This window comes from Hymenobacter aranciens (assembly GCF_030580865.1).
Taxonomy (GTDB): Bacteria; Bacteroidota; Bacteroidia; order Cytophagales; family Hymenobacteraceae; genus Hymenobacter; species Hymenobacter aranciens.
In genome coordinates, this window is the sequence record NZ_JAUQSY010000009.1 from 1 (window position 1) to 15,538 (window position 15,538).

Consider the following 15,538-nt stretch of genomic DNA (forward strand, 5'->3'; position numbering starts at 1 on the left):
CCAACACCCAACACCCAACACCCAACACCCAACACCCAACACCCAACACCCAACTCCCAACTCCCAACTCCCAACTCTCAACACCGCTACCCTATCGGCAACCTTGCCAGCCCCCCCAGCAGCTTATCCACTAGCCGCCGGTGCCCCGTCAATTTCAGCAACCCATCGAGCTGCCGGGCCTGGGCCATGTGACGGTTTTGCAGGGCTTTTTTCATCTCCCAGCGTAGGCGCACGGCCAGCGCTTCTCGCTCGGCCGGGGTTTGGCAGAGGTCCAGCGCCTTGTCGCACACCCGGATGGTGGAGGCCAGAAACGGGTCGAGCCGCCGGTAGGCGCGGGCCGACATCTGGCGCGGGTGCTTGCGCTTCTGGGTCGTCACTTCGTCGAGGTAGAGGAATTGCCAGTCGCGGCTGGCTCGCACCCAGAAATCAAAGTCCTCGTAGGTTAGCGTCTCGTCGTAGCCGTCTAATTGTTCGAGACAAGCGCGGCGCATGAGCATGGTGGGCGTGCTGATGAAATAGCGCCGCAACACCTCCCCGAATACCCAGCCGCTGGCAGGCCGGGGCGCCAGTTGGCCCGCGCCATCAAGCCGGTGGTGCAGGCCCAGCGAGCGGCCCGCTTCGTCAATCAATTCGCAGTTCGAATACACCATGCCCACCGTGGCCGGGGCCAGCTGAAAGGCCGCCACCTGCTGCGCAATGCGCTGGGGCAGCAGCACATCGTCGGTGGCAAAGTCAATAACAAACTCGCCCCGGCTCTGGCGGAAAGCAGCATTAAAGGCGCGGCAGTTGCCCACGTTTTCGGTCAGAAAAAGCGTGTGCCAGTGCGGCTGGGCGGCAGCATATTCGCGCAGTACCTCCCGGCTGCCATCGGTGCTGGCATCATCCACCAGCCACACCTCCAGGTGGGGGTAGGTTTGGGTCAGGATGGAATCCAGCGCCTGCCGCAGGAAGGGCGCGTGGTTGTGGCACAGCGCTACCACCGTCACGAGTGGCGCAGGAGTTGAGGAGTGAGGAGTGAGAAATGAGGAATGAGGCATAGGGCAAGCACAAAGGACGAAAGGATATTATCCATTTCTCATCCCTCATTCTTGATTCCTCATTAAAATCAATCCGCAGCCCAAGAGTAGCAGGCCGTAGCGCGCCGCATTGGCCCACAGCGCTCCGGCCAGGCCATACGCAGGCAGCAGCACGGTTAGCAGCGCCACAAACACCACCGCCGAGGCCGCCTGCACCGCCACGTAGCGCCCGGTGCGGGCCTGCGCCATGAGCTGGTAGAGAAATATCCAGCTCAGAAATTTGGCCCAGTCGCCGAGCAGCTGCGGGGCCAGCAGTTCGCGCGCCGCCAGCAGGCGCGGCGCAAACAGCAGCGGCAGCAGCCAGTCGCGGCCCAGAAAAATCAGCCCCAGCCCAGCCGCCAGCGCCCCCGCCAGCAGCCCCGCAATGCTGCGCACGTAGCGCCGGGCGGCCGCGCCCTGCCCCGTCAGCGCCGCCAGCCGCGGGTAAAATACGCTGCTCATCACCGCCCCGAATACCATCGTGTAATTATCCGACAGCTTGGCCACGGCCTGCCACAGGTCCGTCGGGGCCGGGCCATAAGTGTTTAGCAGATGCGCCCGCAAAGCATAATCCACCGCCTTGCCAAACAGCAGCGTGCTCACCGCCATCAACAGAAAGCTACCCAGCGCCCGCACCGCCGCCGGGCTCACCCGCCCCAGCGGCTGCAGCTGCCGCAGCAGCCCAGCCCGGGCCGTCAGCCCCAGCGCGGGCAGCAGCGTAGCGCCCTGCGCCAGCAGGTAGGTTAGCAACACCTCATCGAGTGGCCAGCCCTGGGCTAACGCCACAGCCGCCGCGCCCGGCCCCAGCCCGGCCAGCGCCACCGACAAGCTCACGTAGGCCCGCAGCCGCCCGGCTGCCAGCAGGGCCGCCCCCAGCAGCGCCTGCCCCGTCACCGCTCCGATGCCCAGCCCGAACAGCAGCGTATGGCGCCAGCTCAAGGCTCCCGAAACAGCCAGCCAACTCATTCCCAGCAGCAGCGCGGCCCCATTGAGCACCAGCGCCGCCCCCAGCCAAAGCCGGTAGCGCGGGCCGCCGGGCCGCAGCGGGGCCAGGTATTTCACCAGGCCCACGTGCGTGCCGTCGTTGGGCAGGGTGGTAAGTAGCGCCATCAAATTCTGAAACTGCGCCAGCCGCGTGAGGCCGCCCGCCGGGGCGTAGGTGGCAAACAGCTTATTGAGCACCAGCGCGCCCACCGCCCGCGCCAGCACCGCCACGCCCGCCCCCACCGAGCCACGCAGAAACTGGCGGATGTTTTTAGAAGTAGCGGGGCGCGTCAGGGAAGGCATTGCGGCTACAAAGAACGACAACTCCCCTCCTTGGAAAGGAGGGGATGTTTTCGCGCAGCGAAAACGGGGGTGGTTGGCCCGTCCGCGCCATTAGGGGCGGTTCAGGAAAGAGAAGCAGCGCATAGCTTCCGAAACGGAAACGTCCGGAAAAGCTAGGGAAACGCAGCAAAACCCACCAGAACCACGCTCACGAATTCACACAACAGCCCTGACGGCGCGACCGGGCGAACCACCCCCGTTTTCGCTACGCGAAAACATCCCCTCCTTTCCAAGGAGGGGAGTTTCGTTCTACCTCAGTTCCTTTTCCCAGCTCAGCCGCAGCCCCGCCACCCCGCCCAGGTGCCGCTTAAACCGCAGCAGCGAAGCATTCGGCCCCGAGTCCAGCGTGGAGGTGCCTAAATCCACCACTGCCATGCCATTGGCGCCGGCAAAATGATGCAGCCCTTCGTTCAGCACCACCACCGGGCTCAGGGAGTTGTAGCGCAGCGGGCTGGCGGGATAAAAATTGTACAGCACCCGCCCACTCACCCGAATAGCTACCGTGAGGGCCGCCCACTCGCCGCCGGGCTCGCGCACCGAAAACAGGAAATGCTCGCGCGGAAACGCCCGAAACAGCGCCTGCACCCGCGCCAGCGGCAGCGACAGCGCCTGCCCCCGCTCCTGCCGGCAGGCGGCAATAAACTCGTAAGCCGCGGGCAGCAGATACGGCGGCTCCTGCTCGAAAAACAGGCCGTGCCGGCGGCACTTGTGCAGCCGGCGCCGCTCCGAGGAGTGCAGGTGGGCTTCGTAGTCGCGGCCGGTAGCCAGGTGGTAGTTCTGCTCGGCCAGCGGCACGCGGTAGCCGCGCTGACGCAGGGTTTCGGCCAGCAGCGCGGCCCCGGCGGGGTCGTAGGCGAAGGGGTAGCCGCGCAAGGTGAAGCGGGTAACTCCTTGGTTTATTAGATTCTGCTCTACCTCATCCAGGAAGGCGTGCAGCTCAGCCGAACTCACGCCCGCCGCCAGCTGCACGGCACCAAAGGGCGCCTGGGCGGGGCTGCGGGCCAAGCCGGCGGCGGCATCCAGCATCACATGCAGCTGGGCCACGCTTTGCTGGCGAGCGTCGTCTTCGAGGTAAAAGCTGAGCACCGGGCCGCCGGCCGGGGCCAGCTGCTGGTGCGCGGGCAGCAAATACAGAAACGACTCGAACGCCAGTGGCAGGCGCGGCGCGGCCGGACCTTCGGGAGCCTGCCACACGCGGAAACGGCCCTGTGCTGGCGCAAGCGTCGAAAACTCAGCCTCCGTCACCCGTTTTTCTGCTAAAGAGTTAAAAGTTAAAAGTGAAGAGTTAAAAAAAGCTACTGGTTTTAACTCTTCACTTTTAACTTTTAACTCAACCAAGCGCCAAAGTACGGCACGGCGCGGCGTTTGGCGGCTGCGCTGGTCACCCGGGCTTCACGTTTTGGGTGGCATCTTCGCCGGGCCGGGCGGCGTAAGCCCGACCACGTCCTTCGTTTTGCGCATGAATCCGCTGTCCGCCTCCTCGCCTAATTTTTCGCCCCTGAACCCTGAGCCCACCGGCAACAACTTCAGCATTGCCGACCAGGCGGCCACCCAGCAGGCCCGCGACCAGAACGTGGGCCAGCGCCCCGGCACGCTCAACATCCGCCCCGGCGCCCTCAAGCCCCGGCTGTTTATGCTCTCCTACCACGACGATTTCATTGAGGAAAAAGAGTACACCGACCACTATCCCGAGATGATTCGCCACCTGCGGGAGCATCCCGAGCTCAAGCACTGGATAGACGTGCGCGGCTACGGCGACCTGCCCACCATTGAGCACCTGATGCGCGATTTCGGCATCCACCCGCTCCAGATGGAAGATGTGCTCAACGACTACCAGCGCGCCAAGGTCGATACCTTCGACGACAACCGCCTGTTCCTCGTCTCGCGCATGATTGACTTCCTGCCCAGCACCCTGGAAGTCGACGACGACCAGCTTTCCCTCTTCACCGGCCCCAACTACGTCCTCTCCTTCCAGGACGACTACGACGATTGCCTCGAAGTGCTGCGTCAGCGCCTGCGCACCAATTTCAGCCAGCTTCGCCGCAAGCCCTCGCTCTACCTCGCCTACGCCCTCACCGACGTGGTGCTCGACCACTACTTCCCCACCATGGCGGCCATCGGCGACTACATTGAGTGGCTCGAGGAGCGCATCGTGGCCCCGCGCCGCGACCCGCGCCTGCTCAACCGCATCCTGCGTCTCAAAAAGGACATGGTGCGCTTCCGCCGCCTGGTGTACCCGGAGCGAGACAAAATTGCCGAACTGCTACGTTTACCCGAAGACATCATTTCGCCCGACATGAAGCTCTTCCTCAACGACGGCTACGACCACGCCGTGCAGGCCCTCGACCTGGCCGAGGGCTACCGCGAAAGCATCAGCAGCCTGACCGAGCTGTACTACGCCGAGCAGAGCAACCGCATGAACGAGGTCATGAAAGTACTGACCATCATCAGCTCCATCTTCATCCCCCTGAGCTTCGTAGTCGGCCTCTACGGCATGAACTTCCAGCGCGAAGCCCCCGACGGCAGCATCAACCCGGCCAACATGCCCGAGCTGTATTCGCCCTACGGCTACCAGGGCGTGCTGCTGTTTCTGGCGCTGGTAGTGGGCGGACAGGTGTATTATTTCTGGCGCAAAGGCTGGCTCGGCAACGGCTAGAAGAGCTACTTTTGTTTTACCGCACGGTCACGCCACCTCACCACACGGCTGCCTCCTGAAAAGGTGAAGCCCCGGTGCGCGAACACTGGGGCTTCGAGAAGTAGGTGGATGCACACCTAACTCCTTAGCAACTATGAGAAAGGTTCGTGCGGCGAAGATACGGAAAAAATCCGTGCTTCGTAAACCACCAAAAACCGAAAATGGTTTTTGGCTCTGGCTTCTCTAGGAAGCAGTGCGGGCGGCAATAGCCGTCGCCGTGCGCCTCCTGGTTGGCTAACGGTTACAGAGGTCCGGACCGCGAGGCTCGGGCCTCTGTTTTACGGCGTTTGCGCTGGTTGGGATGCTGGGCTCAGGAAACGCTGCCGCAGCCAGCGGCGCACGGGCTCGTCGTAGAATTTCAAGCTGAGATATGCCAGCAGCACGCTGGCGCCAAAGGTGAGCACCATCATCGGTAGCCCCTGCGACAAAGTCACTTTATGACGAGCCACCCAGGCGGTATAGGTGTAAATGAGCGGATAGTGCGTGATGTAGAGGGGGTAGGAAATGCCGCCCAGGAACCTACATACCCGCGCCGAGCCCACGCCCTTCACCTGCCCGCTGGCGCCCAGCCACACAATCAGCGGAAACAGCAAAATGATACTGGCCGATTCGTACAAGCCGTTCAGCCATAAGCTCTCGGGCCCGCCCACCCGGGGCCAGGCCAGCACCGCCAGCAGCAGCAGGCTGCACCAGCCAAAGGCATTGCTGATGTGGCCCGGCCGCGTGAGCCGCCGCAGCAGCAGCCCGGCAAAAAACGGAAACAGCATCCGCGTGAAGCCCACGCGCAGCTGCTCCGGCTCCAGGGACCAGCCGCCCACGATGTCGCCGCCCTTACTGGTGAGCAGGTAATGCACCAGCCCGCCGCCGGCCAGCGCCACCAGCCCGGCCAGCGCGGCGTTGGAGAATTTGCGCACGCCGAGGGCGTACAAAATGTTGCCGATGTATTCGTAGAATAGCGACCACGCCGGGCCGTCGAGCGGGTGCATTTCGTGCCAGCCGCGCACGTCGAGCGAAAGCGGCACGGGTAGCGTGGTGGCATTAATGGCCATCACCAGCAGCACCAGCCAGACCGGTGTCTGGCCGATGCCCGGCCACAGCGGGCCCGTCTGGAAGTAGAAGAGCGCCGCCCCGATGAGCATCCCCAGCACCACCAGCGGCTGCAGGCGAATGAGCCGCACTTTAAAGAATGCGCCCGGCGTCATGCGCGTCCACCGGTCGTCGTAGGCGTAGCCGATGACGTAGCCCGAGAGCAGGAAGAAAAAATCCACCGCCAGGTAGCCGTGGTTTATTAGCTGGTCGAAGTGGCTGGTGGCGTGGGCTTCGCAGAGGTGAAAGGCCACCACCGTGAGGGCCGCCACGCCCCGCAGGCCGTCGAGGATGGCGTAGTGCGGCTTGGCGTTGAGCGGGGTGGCTGAGGCGTCAGGCAGGGAGGTATTCATAGCGGGCAGAAAGTGGCAGCGGGCAGTGGTGCAGCGGGCAAAAGTACCTTGCCGGGCCCAACACGACCGGGCTGCCCTGCGTACGACGGCCGTTGCCTTTTCCTTTGCCTGCTCATGAAGCACATCGTGTACATCAGCCGGGCCGTGCGCCCGCTCTCCGACGACGACCTCAACGCGCTGCTCAGCCAGAGCCGCCACAACAACGCCCGCGACGGCGTGACCGGCATCCTTTTCTACAGCCACGGTAACATCGCCCAATTATTCGAGGCCGACGACGCCGTGGCCGACAACCTGTATGAACGCATCGCTCGCGACGGCCGTCACTCCCACGTGCAGAAGCTCGTCGACAAACCAATCACCAGCCGCAGCTTCGGCGACTGGTCGATGGCCTTTCATCCGCTCGAACCCCAGGGCTTCACCACCCTACAGGGCTTCCTGCTACCTCACCAAGTGCCCCCGGTGCCCGAATCGCTGGCCATTGCCGATGCCTTGCTGGTCGATTTGGTGCGCCTGGCGGTGTTCGGGCCCGACCCTTCGCAGCCCTATCAGCACCCAGTGCCCGCGCCTTTGACATAATTGCTTAAGCGACGAAGCCACCGCAAGCCACAAGTACCAACTTAGCCGTAACTTGCGGCTACTACTGACTGCTACCCGGTTGGTTGGTGTTTTCTCCTGCTCTTCCCTGGTATGCCCACGCCGCCTTTCGCCCAGCTTCTGCGCCAGCTCCCCGCCGGCGTTGCCACCCTCGAAGGCGCAGAGCTGCGCTTTGGCTTTGTGAATGAGGCCATGCGCGAGCTGGTGGGCGCGCATAGCGAAGGGAAGCCCCTAGCCGAACACCGGGGCAGCCTGCCCGAGTCATTGCCCGGCGTGCTTAGCCAGGTGCTGGCCTCCGGCAAGCCCTACACCGCCAAGGCCTGCGCCTGCGGCCCCCTGCCCGGTTCTAAAGACTGCCGCTATTTCGACCTCGCCGCCGAGCCCTACCACGACGACCGCGGCCGGGTAACCGGCCTGCTGCTGCTGGCCCTCGACGTAACGGCCCAGGAGGAAGCCCGCCAGCAGGCCCACGAGCTGGCCCTCACCACCCGCCACCTCGACGCCCGCCTGCGCGTGCTCACCGAAACGGCCCCGCTCATCAGCTTCTCGCTCGATGCCGGCGGGCGCGTCACCTACGTCAGCCCGCAGTGGTACCGCTTCACCGGCCAGCCGCCCACGGCCGACCTGACGGCCATCTGGCCCCTGCTCATTCACCCCGACGACCGCCTGCGCGTGCTCTACCAGGCCGAGGCTGCCCGCCACGCCGGCACCGGCTGGAACCACGAGTACCGCCTGCGCCGCTTCGACGGCCAGTACCGCTGGATGCTCAGCCGCGCCCTGCCCGAAGTGCACCTACCCGACCCGCCCGTGTTCTGGCACGGCGCCCTCACCGAAATTCACGACCAGCGCGAGGTGGCCGAGGCCCTGCGCCGCGGCGAGGCCGAGCTGCGCTTCCTCGCCGATAGCATCCCCGAGCTTATCTGGACGGCCAACGCCCACGGCCTCATCGACTACTACAACCAATACACCACCGCCTACTCGGGCCTCACCAAGGATGAGCTGGGCCCTACCGGCTGGGTCAGCCTGCTCTACCCCGAGGAGCAGCCCGCCGCCGCCCGCGCCTGGGTTGAGAGCGTGACGCACGGCACCACCTTCGAGGGCGAGTACCGCATGCGCCGCCACGATGGCGTGTACCGCTGGCACGTGGTGCGCGCCCGCCTGCTGGCCGACGCCAGCGGCCCCCGCTGGTTCGGCGCCTGCACCGACATCGACGAGCACTACCGCCTCCACCAGGTGCTCCAAACCCAGTACGACGAGCTGGCCCGCGCCCACCACGACCTCGACACCTTCGTCTACGCCGCCAGCCACGACCTCAAGCAGCCCACTCTCAACCTGCGCGGCCTCTTCCACGAGCTCAGCCAGGCCGCCACCTTCCACGACCCCGACCAGGCCGTGATGCTGCGCCTCGTGGATGATGAGTTGAGCACCCTGGAGCACACCCTGCGCGACCTCGCCGCCACCGTGCGCAGCCAGCGCGCCCAGCAGGAACCCGTCGAAGTGCTCGACCTCGAATTACTGCTCGAAGAAGTGCTGCTCGGCCTGCGCCCCCAGATACTGCACGGCAATGCCGAAGTCGAAATCAACGTGACCGAAGCCCCCGGCCTGCTCTACAGCCGCGCCAACCTGCGCTCCGTGGCCCATAACCTCGTCAGCAACGCCCTCAAGTTCGCCCACCCCGACCGGCCCGCCCGCATCACCCTGCGCAGCTACCTCACCCCCGACGACCACCAGCCCGTGCTCGAAGTGCGCGACAACGGCCTCGGCATGGAGCTCGACAACCCCGACAACCCCACCTTCCAGCTCTTCGCCCGCCAGCACACTCACATCGAGGGCACCGGCGTCGGCCTCTACCTCGTGCAGCGCATCGTGCGCAGCCAGGGCGGCCACCTCACCGTCAGCAGTACGCCGGGCGAGGGCACTACGTTCACGATTTACTGGACGCGGCCGGAGTAGCGGCGGCTTACGCTAGCGTCTGCACCAAGGCTGCTACTTCGGCTTCCAGCGCCGCAAAAGCCGGCAAGGCTCGCAAGGCGTGAAAGCCATATTCCTGCTGCAAATCCGCCAGCCGGTGAATAGCTTGGCGGGCATTAAAGTAGCGTAGCCGCCGCCCCGTATTGCCGGTAGCCTGCCGCAACAGTTCCAACAGCACCTCTTTTGGGTCGGGCAACAACTCTAGCCGACTGATAACTGGTAACGACAAGCGCACGCTCCCGTTCGGATTTCCCGCCGCCTCCCGGATAGCCGCCTCATTCAGCAGTAGCCACGCTTCCGTCATCCGCACCGGCACTACCCGTACATAAGGTGGAGGTTTCTTAAACACTGTTGTTACCCAAACATCAATCTGTGCCTGCCGAACGGCCAACGTCTCCTTCTCGGCATCCCGATGCACAAAGAGTACATCTCCCTCAAAGTATTCCCACGATAACTGCAGTCGCTCATTTTCGTCGTGCTGCCCCGGCAGTTGGGCTACCGTTACTTTATAGATTGTGTCGGTGGGCGAGTGCTCCTTCAGCAACCACTCAATAATGGGTTTCAGCGCCCGGTCCGAGCTACCATCTACTACCAGCGTTATACGTACTGCCATCTGTCTTAAGCCTGCGCGGCATCAAGCGCTAAGGTTAGTTGCCGCACATCCGGGCGGTCAATAAGTCGCATCGGTCGTTTCCCTTTTGTTTCCAACGGCTCCACAATCCACTCCTCCTCAATTTCCTCTCCGGGCAGCACCCGCAAAAAGCCAAGCAGTTTTCCAATCGGGATTGTTGCATCCGCTCTTCCCCCCAACGCCCGCCATGTATTGGGTATCGCACTAAACTGCACTCGGTGTACTACTTTTCGCCCAGCAGCTACCGCCGTTACTTGCTCAGCCACCAACAGCGAGTCTTGCGGAACCAGACTGACAACATGCGGCGAATGGGTATTAATAATGACTTGCCGCAAGGGATTGTCCAAATCAACTGCCATAGTCGTATCCGTGGAAATATCTTGCAGCAAGTAAAGTACCGCCTGAATCCGGGCAGGATGAATGCCATTTTCCGGCTCTTCCAAGCACAGCATTCTTCCCAGACGCCCATCTCGTTCGATAATAGCAAATGCTAGAAAGCGCAACGTGCCATCCGACAGGGCCTCTGCCGAGTGGTACGTTCCCGAGCGGTCTTCTATTTCAAGCGTCAGTAGTTCCCGCTTATCATCCCGGTCCACCCGCAAGCGTCGTACCTCTTCGTTTAATTCAGCCAGCCGATTGCCGAGTTGAGCGTAGTACATACTTTCTTTGTCCGGTCCCTCCTGCCGGGCTAGCCGATATAGCATAGCCGGTAGGCCTGCCCCATCAGCAGTCAGCCGTGGCGGGTCCGTAAACCTGCTAGCAAGGCGTAGCGCATGAGGCTCCAACTGTAGCACGCGCCATGAGCTTATCTCCTGACGAGCCAGCAATGCCGTGCCATTCACTGCATCACTTACCGACAATAGGGTCCGGGTCAGGCTGCTTGCAATGTAAGGGCTCGGACGCCTTCCAGGCTCACCATCTCGGTGGCGCTGAATAACAATCTCCCCGGTGGCGTTAGGTTCCGTACTAATAAAGGGCAATGTTCTACGTCCAACAATAACACTTTCGCGCCACTCAACTGTAGTAGGAAAACCGAGCTGTTTTCTCGCCTCACTACGATTGATGTGCGTTAGCTCTTCTAAGAGCAACACCAGCCTATTACCTACTCCAATAACAGAAGACTGCTCATACCCTAGCACCAGTCGATAGCGCAAATAGGTAGCCGACGCTCTGGCCTCTTGTCCTAAGTCATCAATTCCACTTGGTGGCACAATCATTTCCGCTTCCAAGTGAATTTGCGAACCGTATTCTGCCCCATTACGCGTAAATAAGTTCCGCAAATTCGAGCCCCCTCGTACCATCAGCGCCGCCTCCTGCAACGGATGCTCCGCCAGGTAGCTCAAAAAAGTAATGGCATCAAACAGGTTAGATTTCCCCACCCCATTCGTCCCCGCAATGCAGGTAAACGGCCCAAACCGCACATCCACATCCACCAGATTTTTGAAACCAGAAACTTTCAGCCGAGTCAGCATAAGTGCAAAAGAAAAACGTTAATCAATGATACAAACAAAAAACGCCCCGCGCCTTCCCAGGCCCAGGGCGTTTCCATTCCCGAGAGGCCCCGGCCGCATAGCGGCCGGCCAGAGCCCCCACCCACTTACTGCACCACGTACCGCCCCTCCCCGTCGATGCCCTCCAGCACCGCCAGCAGGTACGGCGCCTCCGCATCCGGCCCCAGGCGGGCGTAGCTTTCCAGGTGCAGGTCGGTTTTGTGCTTCACCAGCACGCCCTGGCCCGCCGTGGGGCGCGCCGTCGGGCTGTCGGCCGTGTAGAAGCGCAGCGCCCGGCCCCGGCCCGAGCGGTTGCCCAGCGTGGGGTCCGGCACGCCCGCCGTGCGGCGGTCATACACCAGCACCACCGCCCCCGGCGCCACCGTGCCCGCAAAGCGCGCCCGCTTGCGCGCCGCCGTGTGGATGATGCGCCGCGCCTTCTCATACCCGGCCACCTCCTCGGCCAAACTCAGCTTCTGCGCCTTCACCAGCGGGTCCAGTGTTTTTTCCAGCAGCACATCCACCTGCCCAAACAACGCCGGCAGCTCGTCCGTCGCCGCCGTCGTGCCCAGCTGAATTTGCCGCGCCGCCCCCGCCGTGCCCGTCAGTGCCGCAAGGTCGGTGTTCAGCCCCGCCAGCACCTTCTTATCGTAGCCCGATTCTTCCAGCGCCTCCGCATCCAGCGTGCCCACGGCCGCCGCAATGGCCTGCAGGTATTTCACGTAGTCATCGTCTTTGCCCTGTTCCATTTTGCTCACCGGCGTTTTCAGCTCGGCTCGCAGCGTATCATCCTCCGTCAGCGTCACGGCCAGCAGCCGCAGCACTTCCCCCTTCTTGGCTGCATCCGCTTTCACCTCCTCGCGGGTGAGCGTTACTCCCGTCGTCGGCTTATTCTGGGCCTTGCCCGCCTGCACAATTTTCCCTACCAGCCCTTCGAGCGCATCGCGCCCCTTCCCAATCCGCACGATGTCCGCCAGCTTCTTTCCCGCGCCTGCCAGAAACAGTAGCACTGTCTGCAGCATCGTCACTTTGTTGTCTTGTTTGGTATCCATGACTTGTGGTTTAAAAAAAAGGTAACTTCCTAGCCGACCGCTATTCGGCCCACCAAAGTAGAAGTTATTTTTCTTTCCACAAGCACCTGATTAAAATAAAATAGCCGCCCCTCATTTTGTCAGTAGTTCTGCTACCGTCGGGTGCCGGCGCCCTACCAATCACCGCCACCAATCTACCGCCAGCCGCCAGCCCCTTACCACCGTCCAGTGCCCTCCTACCGCCCCCCGTCAGCCTCCTACCACCGTCCAGCATCCTCCTACCGCCCGCCGGCACCTTCCTACCGCCCGCCGGCATTCTCCTACCACCTGCCGCCGCCTTCCTACCACCTGCCGGCACCCTCCTACCGCCCGCCGACACTTCCCTACCGAAAGTCCGTCCGCCGCAGCTCGCGCCCCACCAGCCGCACCAGCTGGTAGGTGCCCGAGCCCTCATCAAAGGCCAGCCCCACCCCCGTGCCGGTGCTCGGCAGCGCCCCGCCCGCCAGCGGCAGCCCCTGCGCATCAAACAAATACACCTCCCCCGGCCCCGGCTCCGTGATGGCCAGCACCTGTCGCCCCCGCCCAAAGTCGAACCACTGCACCCCCTTCGCCCCACTCGTCACGAAGGCCCGGCTCAGCAGCGGCCCCGCCGCCCCTTCCGGCCGAAACACATCCAGCCGCCCCCCATCGTTGCGGGTAATCACGAACGACGCCCGCCGCTGGTCCGGCACCAGCCGGAACTCCGCCGTGCGGCTCCACGTCGCCACCCGGCGCCGGCTCAGCACGTCGCCGCTCAGGCTAAAGGTCAGCAACTCGCCGTGCTGGTTCACCACCGTCAGGCGCGAGCGGGCCAGCGTGGCCCCCGCCTGCACCACGATGCCGCCCGCCAGCCGCGCCCCCATGCTCAGCGGAAAGCCCGGAAACAGCCCGCCCTGCTGGTCGTAGGCATACACGTAGCCGTTCTGCAGCGCCGCCACCACCACCTCACGCCCACCCACGCTCAGCAGCGCCGGTGCCCCGGCCAGCGGCACCTCCAGCCGCTTGGGCTGCCAGCCCGCGTACTGCCGCCCCTGCGCATCCAGCAGCACCAGGGCATTGCCGGCGGTGCGGGCCAGCAGCCGCGCCGGCTGCGAGGCGCTGCCCGCCATAGCCACCACGTCGGTCACGCGCATCGTATCGGGCAGGTTCAGCGGGAAGGGCAGCGCCTCGCGGCCATCCGGCCCGAAGCGGTGCAGGCGGTTGCCCGCCCCCAGCACCAGCCCGCTGGGCAGCGGCGTCAGCCCCACCGCCCGGCCCTCCAGCGTATCGGCCCACAGCAGGCCATTGTCGGGGCTCACGCAGTGCAGCACCCGGGCCGAATCCTGCACCACCACCGTCGGCACCCGCGTGCCGGGCGCGGCCAGCAGCAAGGGGCTGCCCACCAGCGTCTCCTTAAACGTCAGCAGCCGGCCGCTGGCGGCCTCCGTGCCGGGCGTCTGGCCGGGCTCCTGGTTGGGGTGATGGAGAATTAGCTGGGTAAAATACTGCTCACCCGCCGCCCGCTCATCCGCCGGCGGGGCCAGCTGCCAGGCCATTTGCGGAAAGCGTTTCCACAGCGTTTCGTTGCGCAGCAGCCCGGCGCGGCGTTCCTCGGTGAGGGCGCCCAGCAGGGCCTGCCAGCTGTTGCGCGTGTCCACGTACAGGCCCAGCCGCTCGCGGGGCAGCGTTTTCTGCAAAAACGCCACCTGCTCGGGGCTCTGGCTCCAGGTGTGGCCCGCCACCACGTCGGCGAGGTAGCCGGCCAGCGTCCCGGCATCGCTCAGCACTAAGTAGTCGCCCACCACCGCGCTGGCGCTGGCCCCGGCGCGGTCCGTCGGCCCCGGCGTGCCCAGCAACGGCCCCACCACCGCCGCCTCGCCAAAGCCCGCCGCGTGAATCTGGTAAGAGCCCACCTTGGTGAAAGCCGGCGAGCTGCCATTAATACGCCGCAGCTGGGCCAGCCACTCGGTGGTGCGCGCCGGCCGCGGGCTGCGCACAAAGACCAGCCGCCCCGGTGCCGTGCCCGCCGCCGGGGCCGCCAGCCAGGCCACCGTCAGCTCCTGGCCGAGGCTGGCCCGCAGGCTATCCAGCGCCGCCCGCCCCGCCTGCGCCACCGAGTCGGCCACCGGCGCGCTGGCCGGCCAGGTCCGGGCCGGGTCGGCGGCCAGGTGCAGCAGCAGGGCCGTGCGGGTGCTCAGCACCTCGGCCAGGGCCAGGGGCTGCGCGGGCTGCCCCTGCAGCAGTTGGTGCAGCGAGCCCCGTGCCGTTTCGGGGTTCGAAAACCCCTGCAGCTCCGCCCGGCTGCCGCTCAGTCGCAGCCCCAGCAGCCCATCGGCCGCAATGCCCGTCAGCAAATCAAACTGCCGGTGTGCCTCCGTCCGAAACAGCACGTCCAGAAACTTCGGCAGCCGCCGGTAATTCAGAAAAACCGTCGCATCGAGGTCGCGCACCTTCAGCAGGTCGGTATTGCTGAAATTGGCCAGCACCGTGGGCGCCTCGGGGTGGGCCAGCCGGCGCACGGCCGCCTCCACCAGCGCCGGGCACGAGCTTACCAGCAGGTGGTTGCGGTAGTTAAACACCGTCAGGCTGGCCTCGCTGCTGCGCTCCGTCAGCACCGTAAACTCCTGCCCCTCATACTCGCGCGTACTCAGCCGGTACCGGTCGTCGCGCCCCAGTGTTTCGAGCAGCGCCCGCATCTGCCGGTACTCGCTCACCCGGCTCAAGGGAATCTGATAGAGCACGTCAAACGTCGTCGGGCCCGTCACGTGCACGCTCGTCAGCACCAGCTTTCGGCCCAGCAGCTGCAGCAGCCCGCGCTGCCGGGCCGTGGTGCGGCCCAGGCTGTCGGCCAGCGCCAGATGCCCCGCTGCCTCCTGGAAGTAGCGCACCGCCGTGAGGTTGTCCCACAGGCCCGCCTCCTGCAGGTGGCGCACCAGCGTCGGGTGGTCGTGGGTGCTGAGCACCAGCACGGCATCGTCGGGCACCAGGGCGTAGGGGTCGATGGGCGCCGCCGCCAGCGTGCGGCGGTAATACACGTAGGTGGCCAGCAGCAGCAGCAGCGTCGAAAGAAGCAGTAGAAGCTTGCGGGACATGCAGCAAAGGGTGGTCGGAAAGACGAAAGTACGGCGGAATGCGTCGCGGGGTGGCAGCAAGTCGCGGGGTGGCAGCAAGAGGCTAAATAGAACGTCATCCTGAGCGCAGCGAAAGGACCTCGCCCGCTTCGTTGTGGTGGTAATTGATTACTGCTGCAGCCGGCGCGGGCGAGGTCCTTTCGCTGCGCTCAGGATG

General features: G+C 64.4%; 11 protein-coding genes. 3 read left to right on the forward strand and 8 right to left on the reverse strand.

Annotation, left to right across the window (positions count from 1 at the left end; all coding sequences use genetic code 11):
* Positions 1-86: 86 nt before the first annotated feature.
* From Q5H93_RS14085 to Q5H93_RS14095, 3 genes are all read right to left on the reverse strand, one after another.
* Positions 87-1,037 carry a glycosyltransferase family 2 protein gene (locus tag Q5H93_RS14085; RefSeq protein WP_305007199.1) on the reverse strand — a complete coding sequence of 317 codons (951 nt, stop codon included), beginning with the start codon at positions 1,035-1,037 and terminating at the stop codon, positions 87-89.
* A gap of 45 nt (positions 1,038-1,082) precedes the next feature.
* On the reverse strand, positions 1,083-2,342 hold the full coding sequence (locus Q5H93_RS14090) for an MATE family efflux transporter (protein ID WP_305007200.1): 1,260 nt from the start codon (positions 2,340-2,342) through the stop codon (positions 1,083-1,085).
* 288 nt (positions 2,343-2,630) lie between these two features.
* On the reverse strand, positions 2,631-3,575 hold the full coding sequence (locus Q5H93_RS14095) for a GNAT family N-acetyltransferase (protein WP_305007201.1): 945 nt from the start codon (positions 3,573-3,575) through the stop codon (positions 2,631-2,633).
* A 265-nt stretch (positions 3,576-3,840) separates the two neighbouring features.
* Between Q5H93_RS14095 and corA the strand changes: the two genes are divergently transcribed.
* Positions 3,841-5,037, forward strand: coding sequence for a magnesium/cobalt transporter CorA (corA, locus tag Q5H93_RS14100; RefSeq protein ID WP_305007202.1), 1,197 nt, complete (start codon positions 3,841-3,843; stop codon positions 5,035-5,037).
* Between the two features lie 317 nt (positions 5,038-5,354).
* Here the strand turns inward: corA and Q5H93_RS14105 are convergent, their stop codons facing one another.
* Complete coding sequence (locus Q5H93_RS14105; RefSeq protein WP_305007203.1) at positions 5,355-6,515, reverse strand: acyltransferase family protein; 1,161 nt, start codon at positions 6,513-6,515, stop codon at positions 5,355-5,357.
* 114 nt (positions 6,516-6,629) lie between these two features.
* Between Q5H93_RS14105 and Q5H93_RS14110 the strand changes: the two genes are divergently transcribed.
* Positions 6,630-7,091 (forward strand): BLUF domain-containing protein, encoded by a 462-nt coding sequence (locus Q5H93_RS14110; protein ID WP_305007204.1) that lies wholly within the window; start codon positions 6,630-6,632, stop codon positions 7,089-7,091.
* Between the two features lie 111 nt (positions 7,092-7,202).
* Entirely contained in the window at positions 7,203-9,062 is a 1,860-nt protein-coding gene (locus Q5H93_RS14115) for a PAS domain-containing protein (RefSeq protein ID WP_305007205.1), read from the forward strand.
* A 7-nt stretch (positions 9,063-9,069) separates the two neighbouring features.
* Here Q5H93_RS14115 and Q5H93_RS14120 read toward each other — a convergent pair whose 3' ends face one another.
* The 4 genes from Q5H93_RS14120 to Q5H93_RS14135 form a co-directional block, all read right to left on the reverse strand.
* Entirely contained in the window at positions 9,070-9,624 is a 555-nt protein-coding gene (locus Q5H93_RS14120; protein ID WP_305007207.1) for a hypothetical protein, read from the reverse strand.
* Between the two features lie 74 nt (positions 9,625-9,698).
* A complete protein-coding gene (locus Q5H93_RS14125) occupies positions 9,699-11,183 on the reverse strand; it encodes an AAA family ATPase (RefSeq protein ID WP_305007208.1) in 1,485 nt (494 codons plus the stop codon).
* A 125-nt stretch (positions 11,184-11,308) separates the two neighbouring features.
* A complete protein-coding gene (locus Q5H93_RS14130; protein ID WP_305007209.1) occupies positions 11,309-12,253 on the reverse strand; it encodes a hypothetical protein in 945 nt (314 codons plus the stop codon).
* Positions 12,254-12,615: 362 nt separating this feature from the next.
* Positions 12,616-15,342: a hypothetical protein gene (locus Q5H93_RS14135; protein ID WP_305007210.1), complete on the reverse strand. Its 2,727-nt coding sequence runs from the start codon at positions 15,340-15,342 to the stop codon at positions 12,616-12,618.
* Positions 15,343-15,538: the final 196 nt, after the last annotated feature.

Bases quoted from the DNA above. Each gene is read 5' to 3' on its own strand.
- Q5H93_RS14085 (WP_305007199.1), bottom strand. From the start codon at position 1,037: ATGCCTCATTCCTCATTTCTCACTCCTCACTCCTCAACTCCTGCGCCA.
- Q5H93_RS14090 (WP_305007200.1), bottom strand. From the start codon at position 2,342: ATGCCTTCCCTGACGCGCCCCGCTACTTCTAAAAACATCCGCCAGTTT.
- corA (WP_305007202.1), top strand. From the start codon at position 3,841: ATGAATCCGCTGTCCGCCTCCTCGCCTAATTTTTCGCCCCTGAACCCT.
- Q5H93_RS14105 (WP_305007203.1), bottom strand. From the start codon at position 6,515: ATGAATACCTCCCTGCCTGACGCCTCAGCCACCCCGCTCAACGCCAAG.
- Q5H93_RS14110 (WP_305007204.1), top strand. From the start codon at position 6,630: ATGAAGCACATCGTGTACATCAGCCGGGCCGTGCGCCCGCTCTCCGAC.
- Q5H93_RS14115 (WP_305007205.1), top strand. From the start codon at position 7,203: ATGCCCACGCCGCCTTTCGCCCAGCTTCTGCGCCAGCTCCCCGCCGGC.
- Q5H93_RS14125 (WP_305007208.1), bottom strand. From the start codon at position 11,183: ATGCTGACTCGGCTGAAAGTTTCTGGTTTCAAAAATCTGGTGGATGTG.
- Q5H93_RS14130 (WP_305007209.1), bottom strand. From the start codon at position 12,253: ATGGATACCAAACAAGACAACAAAGTGACGATGCTGCAGACAGTGCTA.
- Q5H93_RS14135 (WP_305007210.1), bottom strand. From the start codon at position 15,342: ATGTCCCGCAAGCTTCTACTGCTTCTTTCGACGCTGCTGCTGCTGCTG.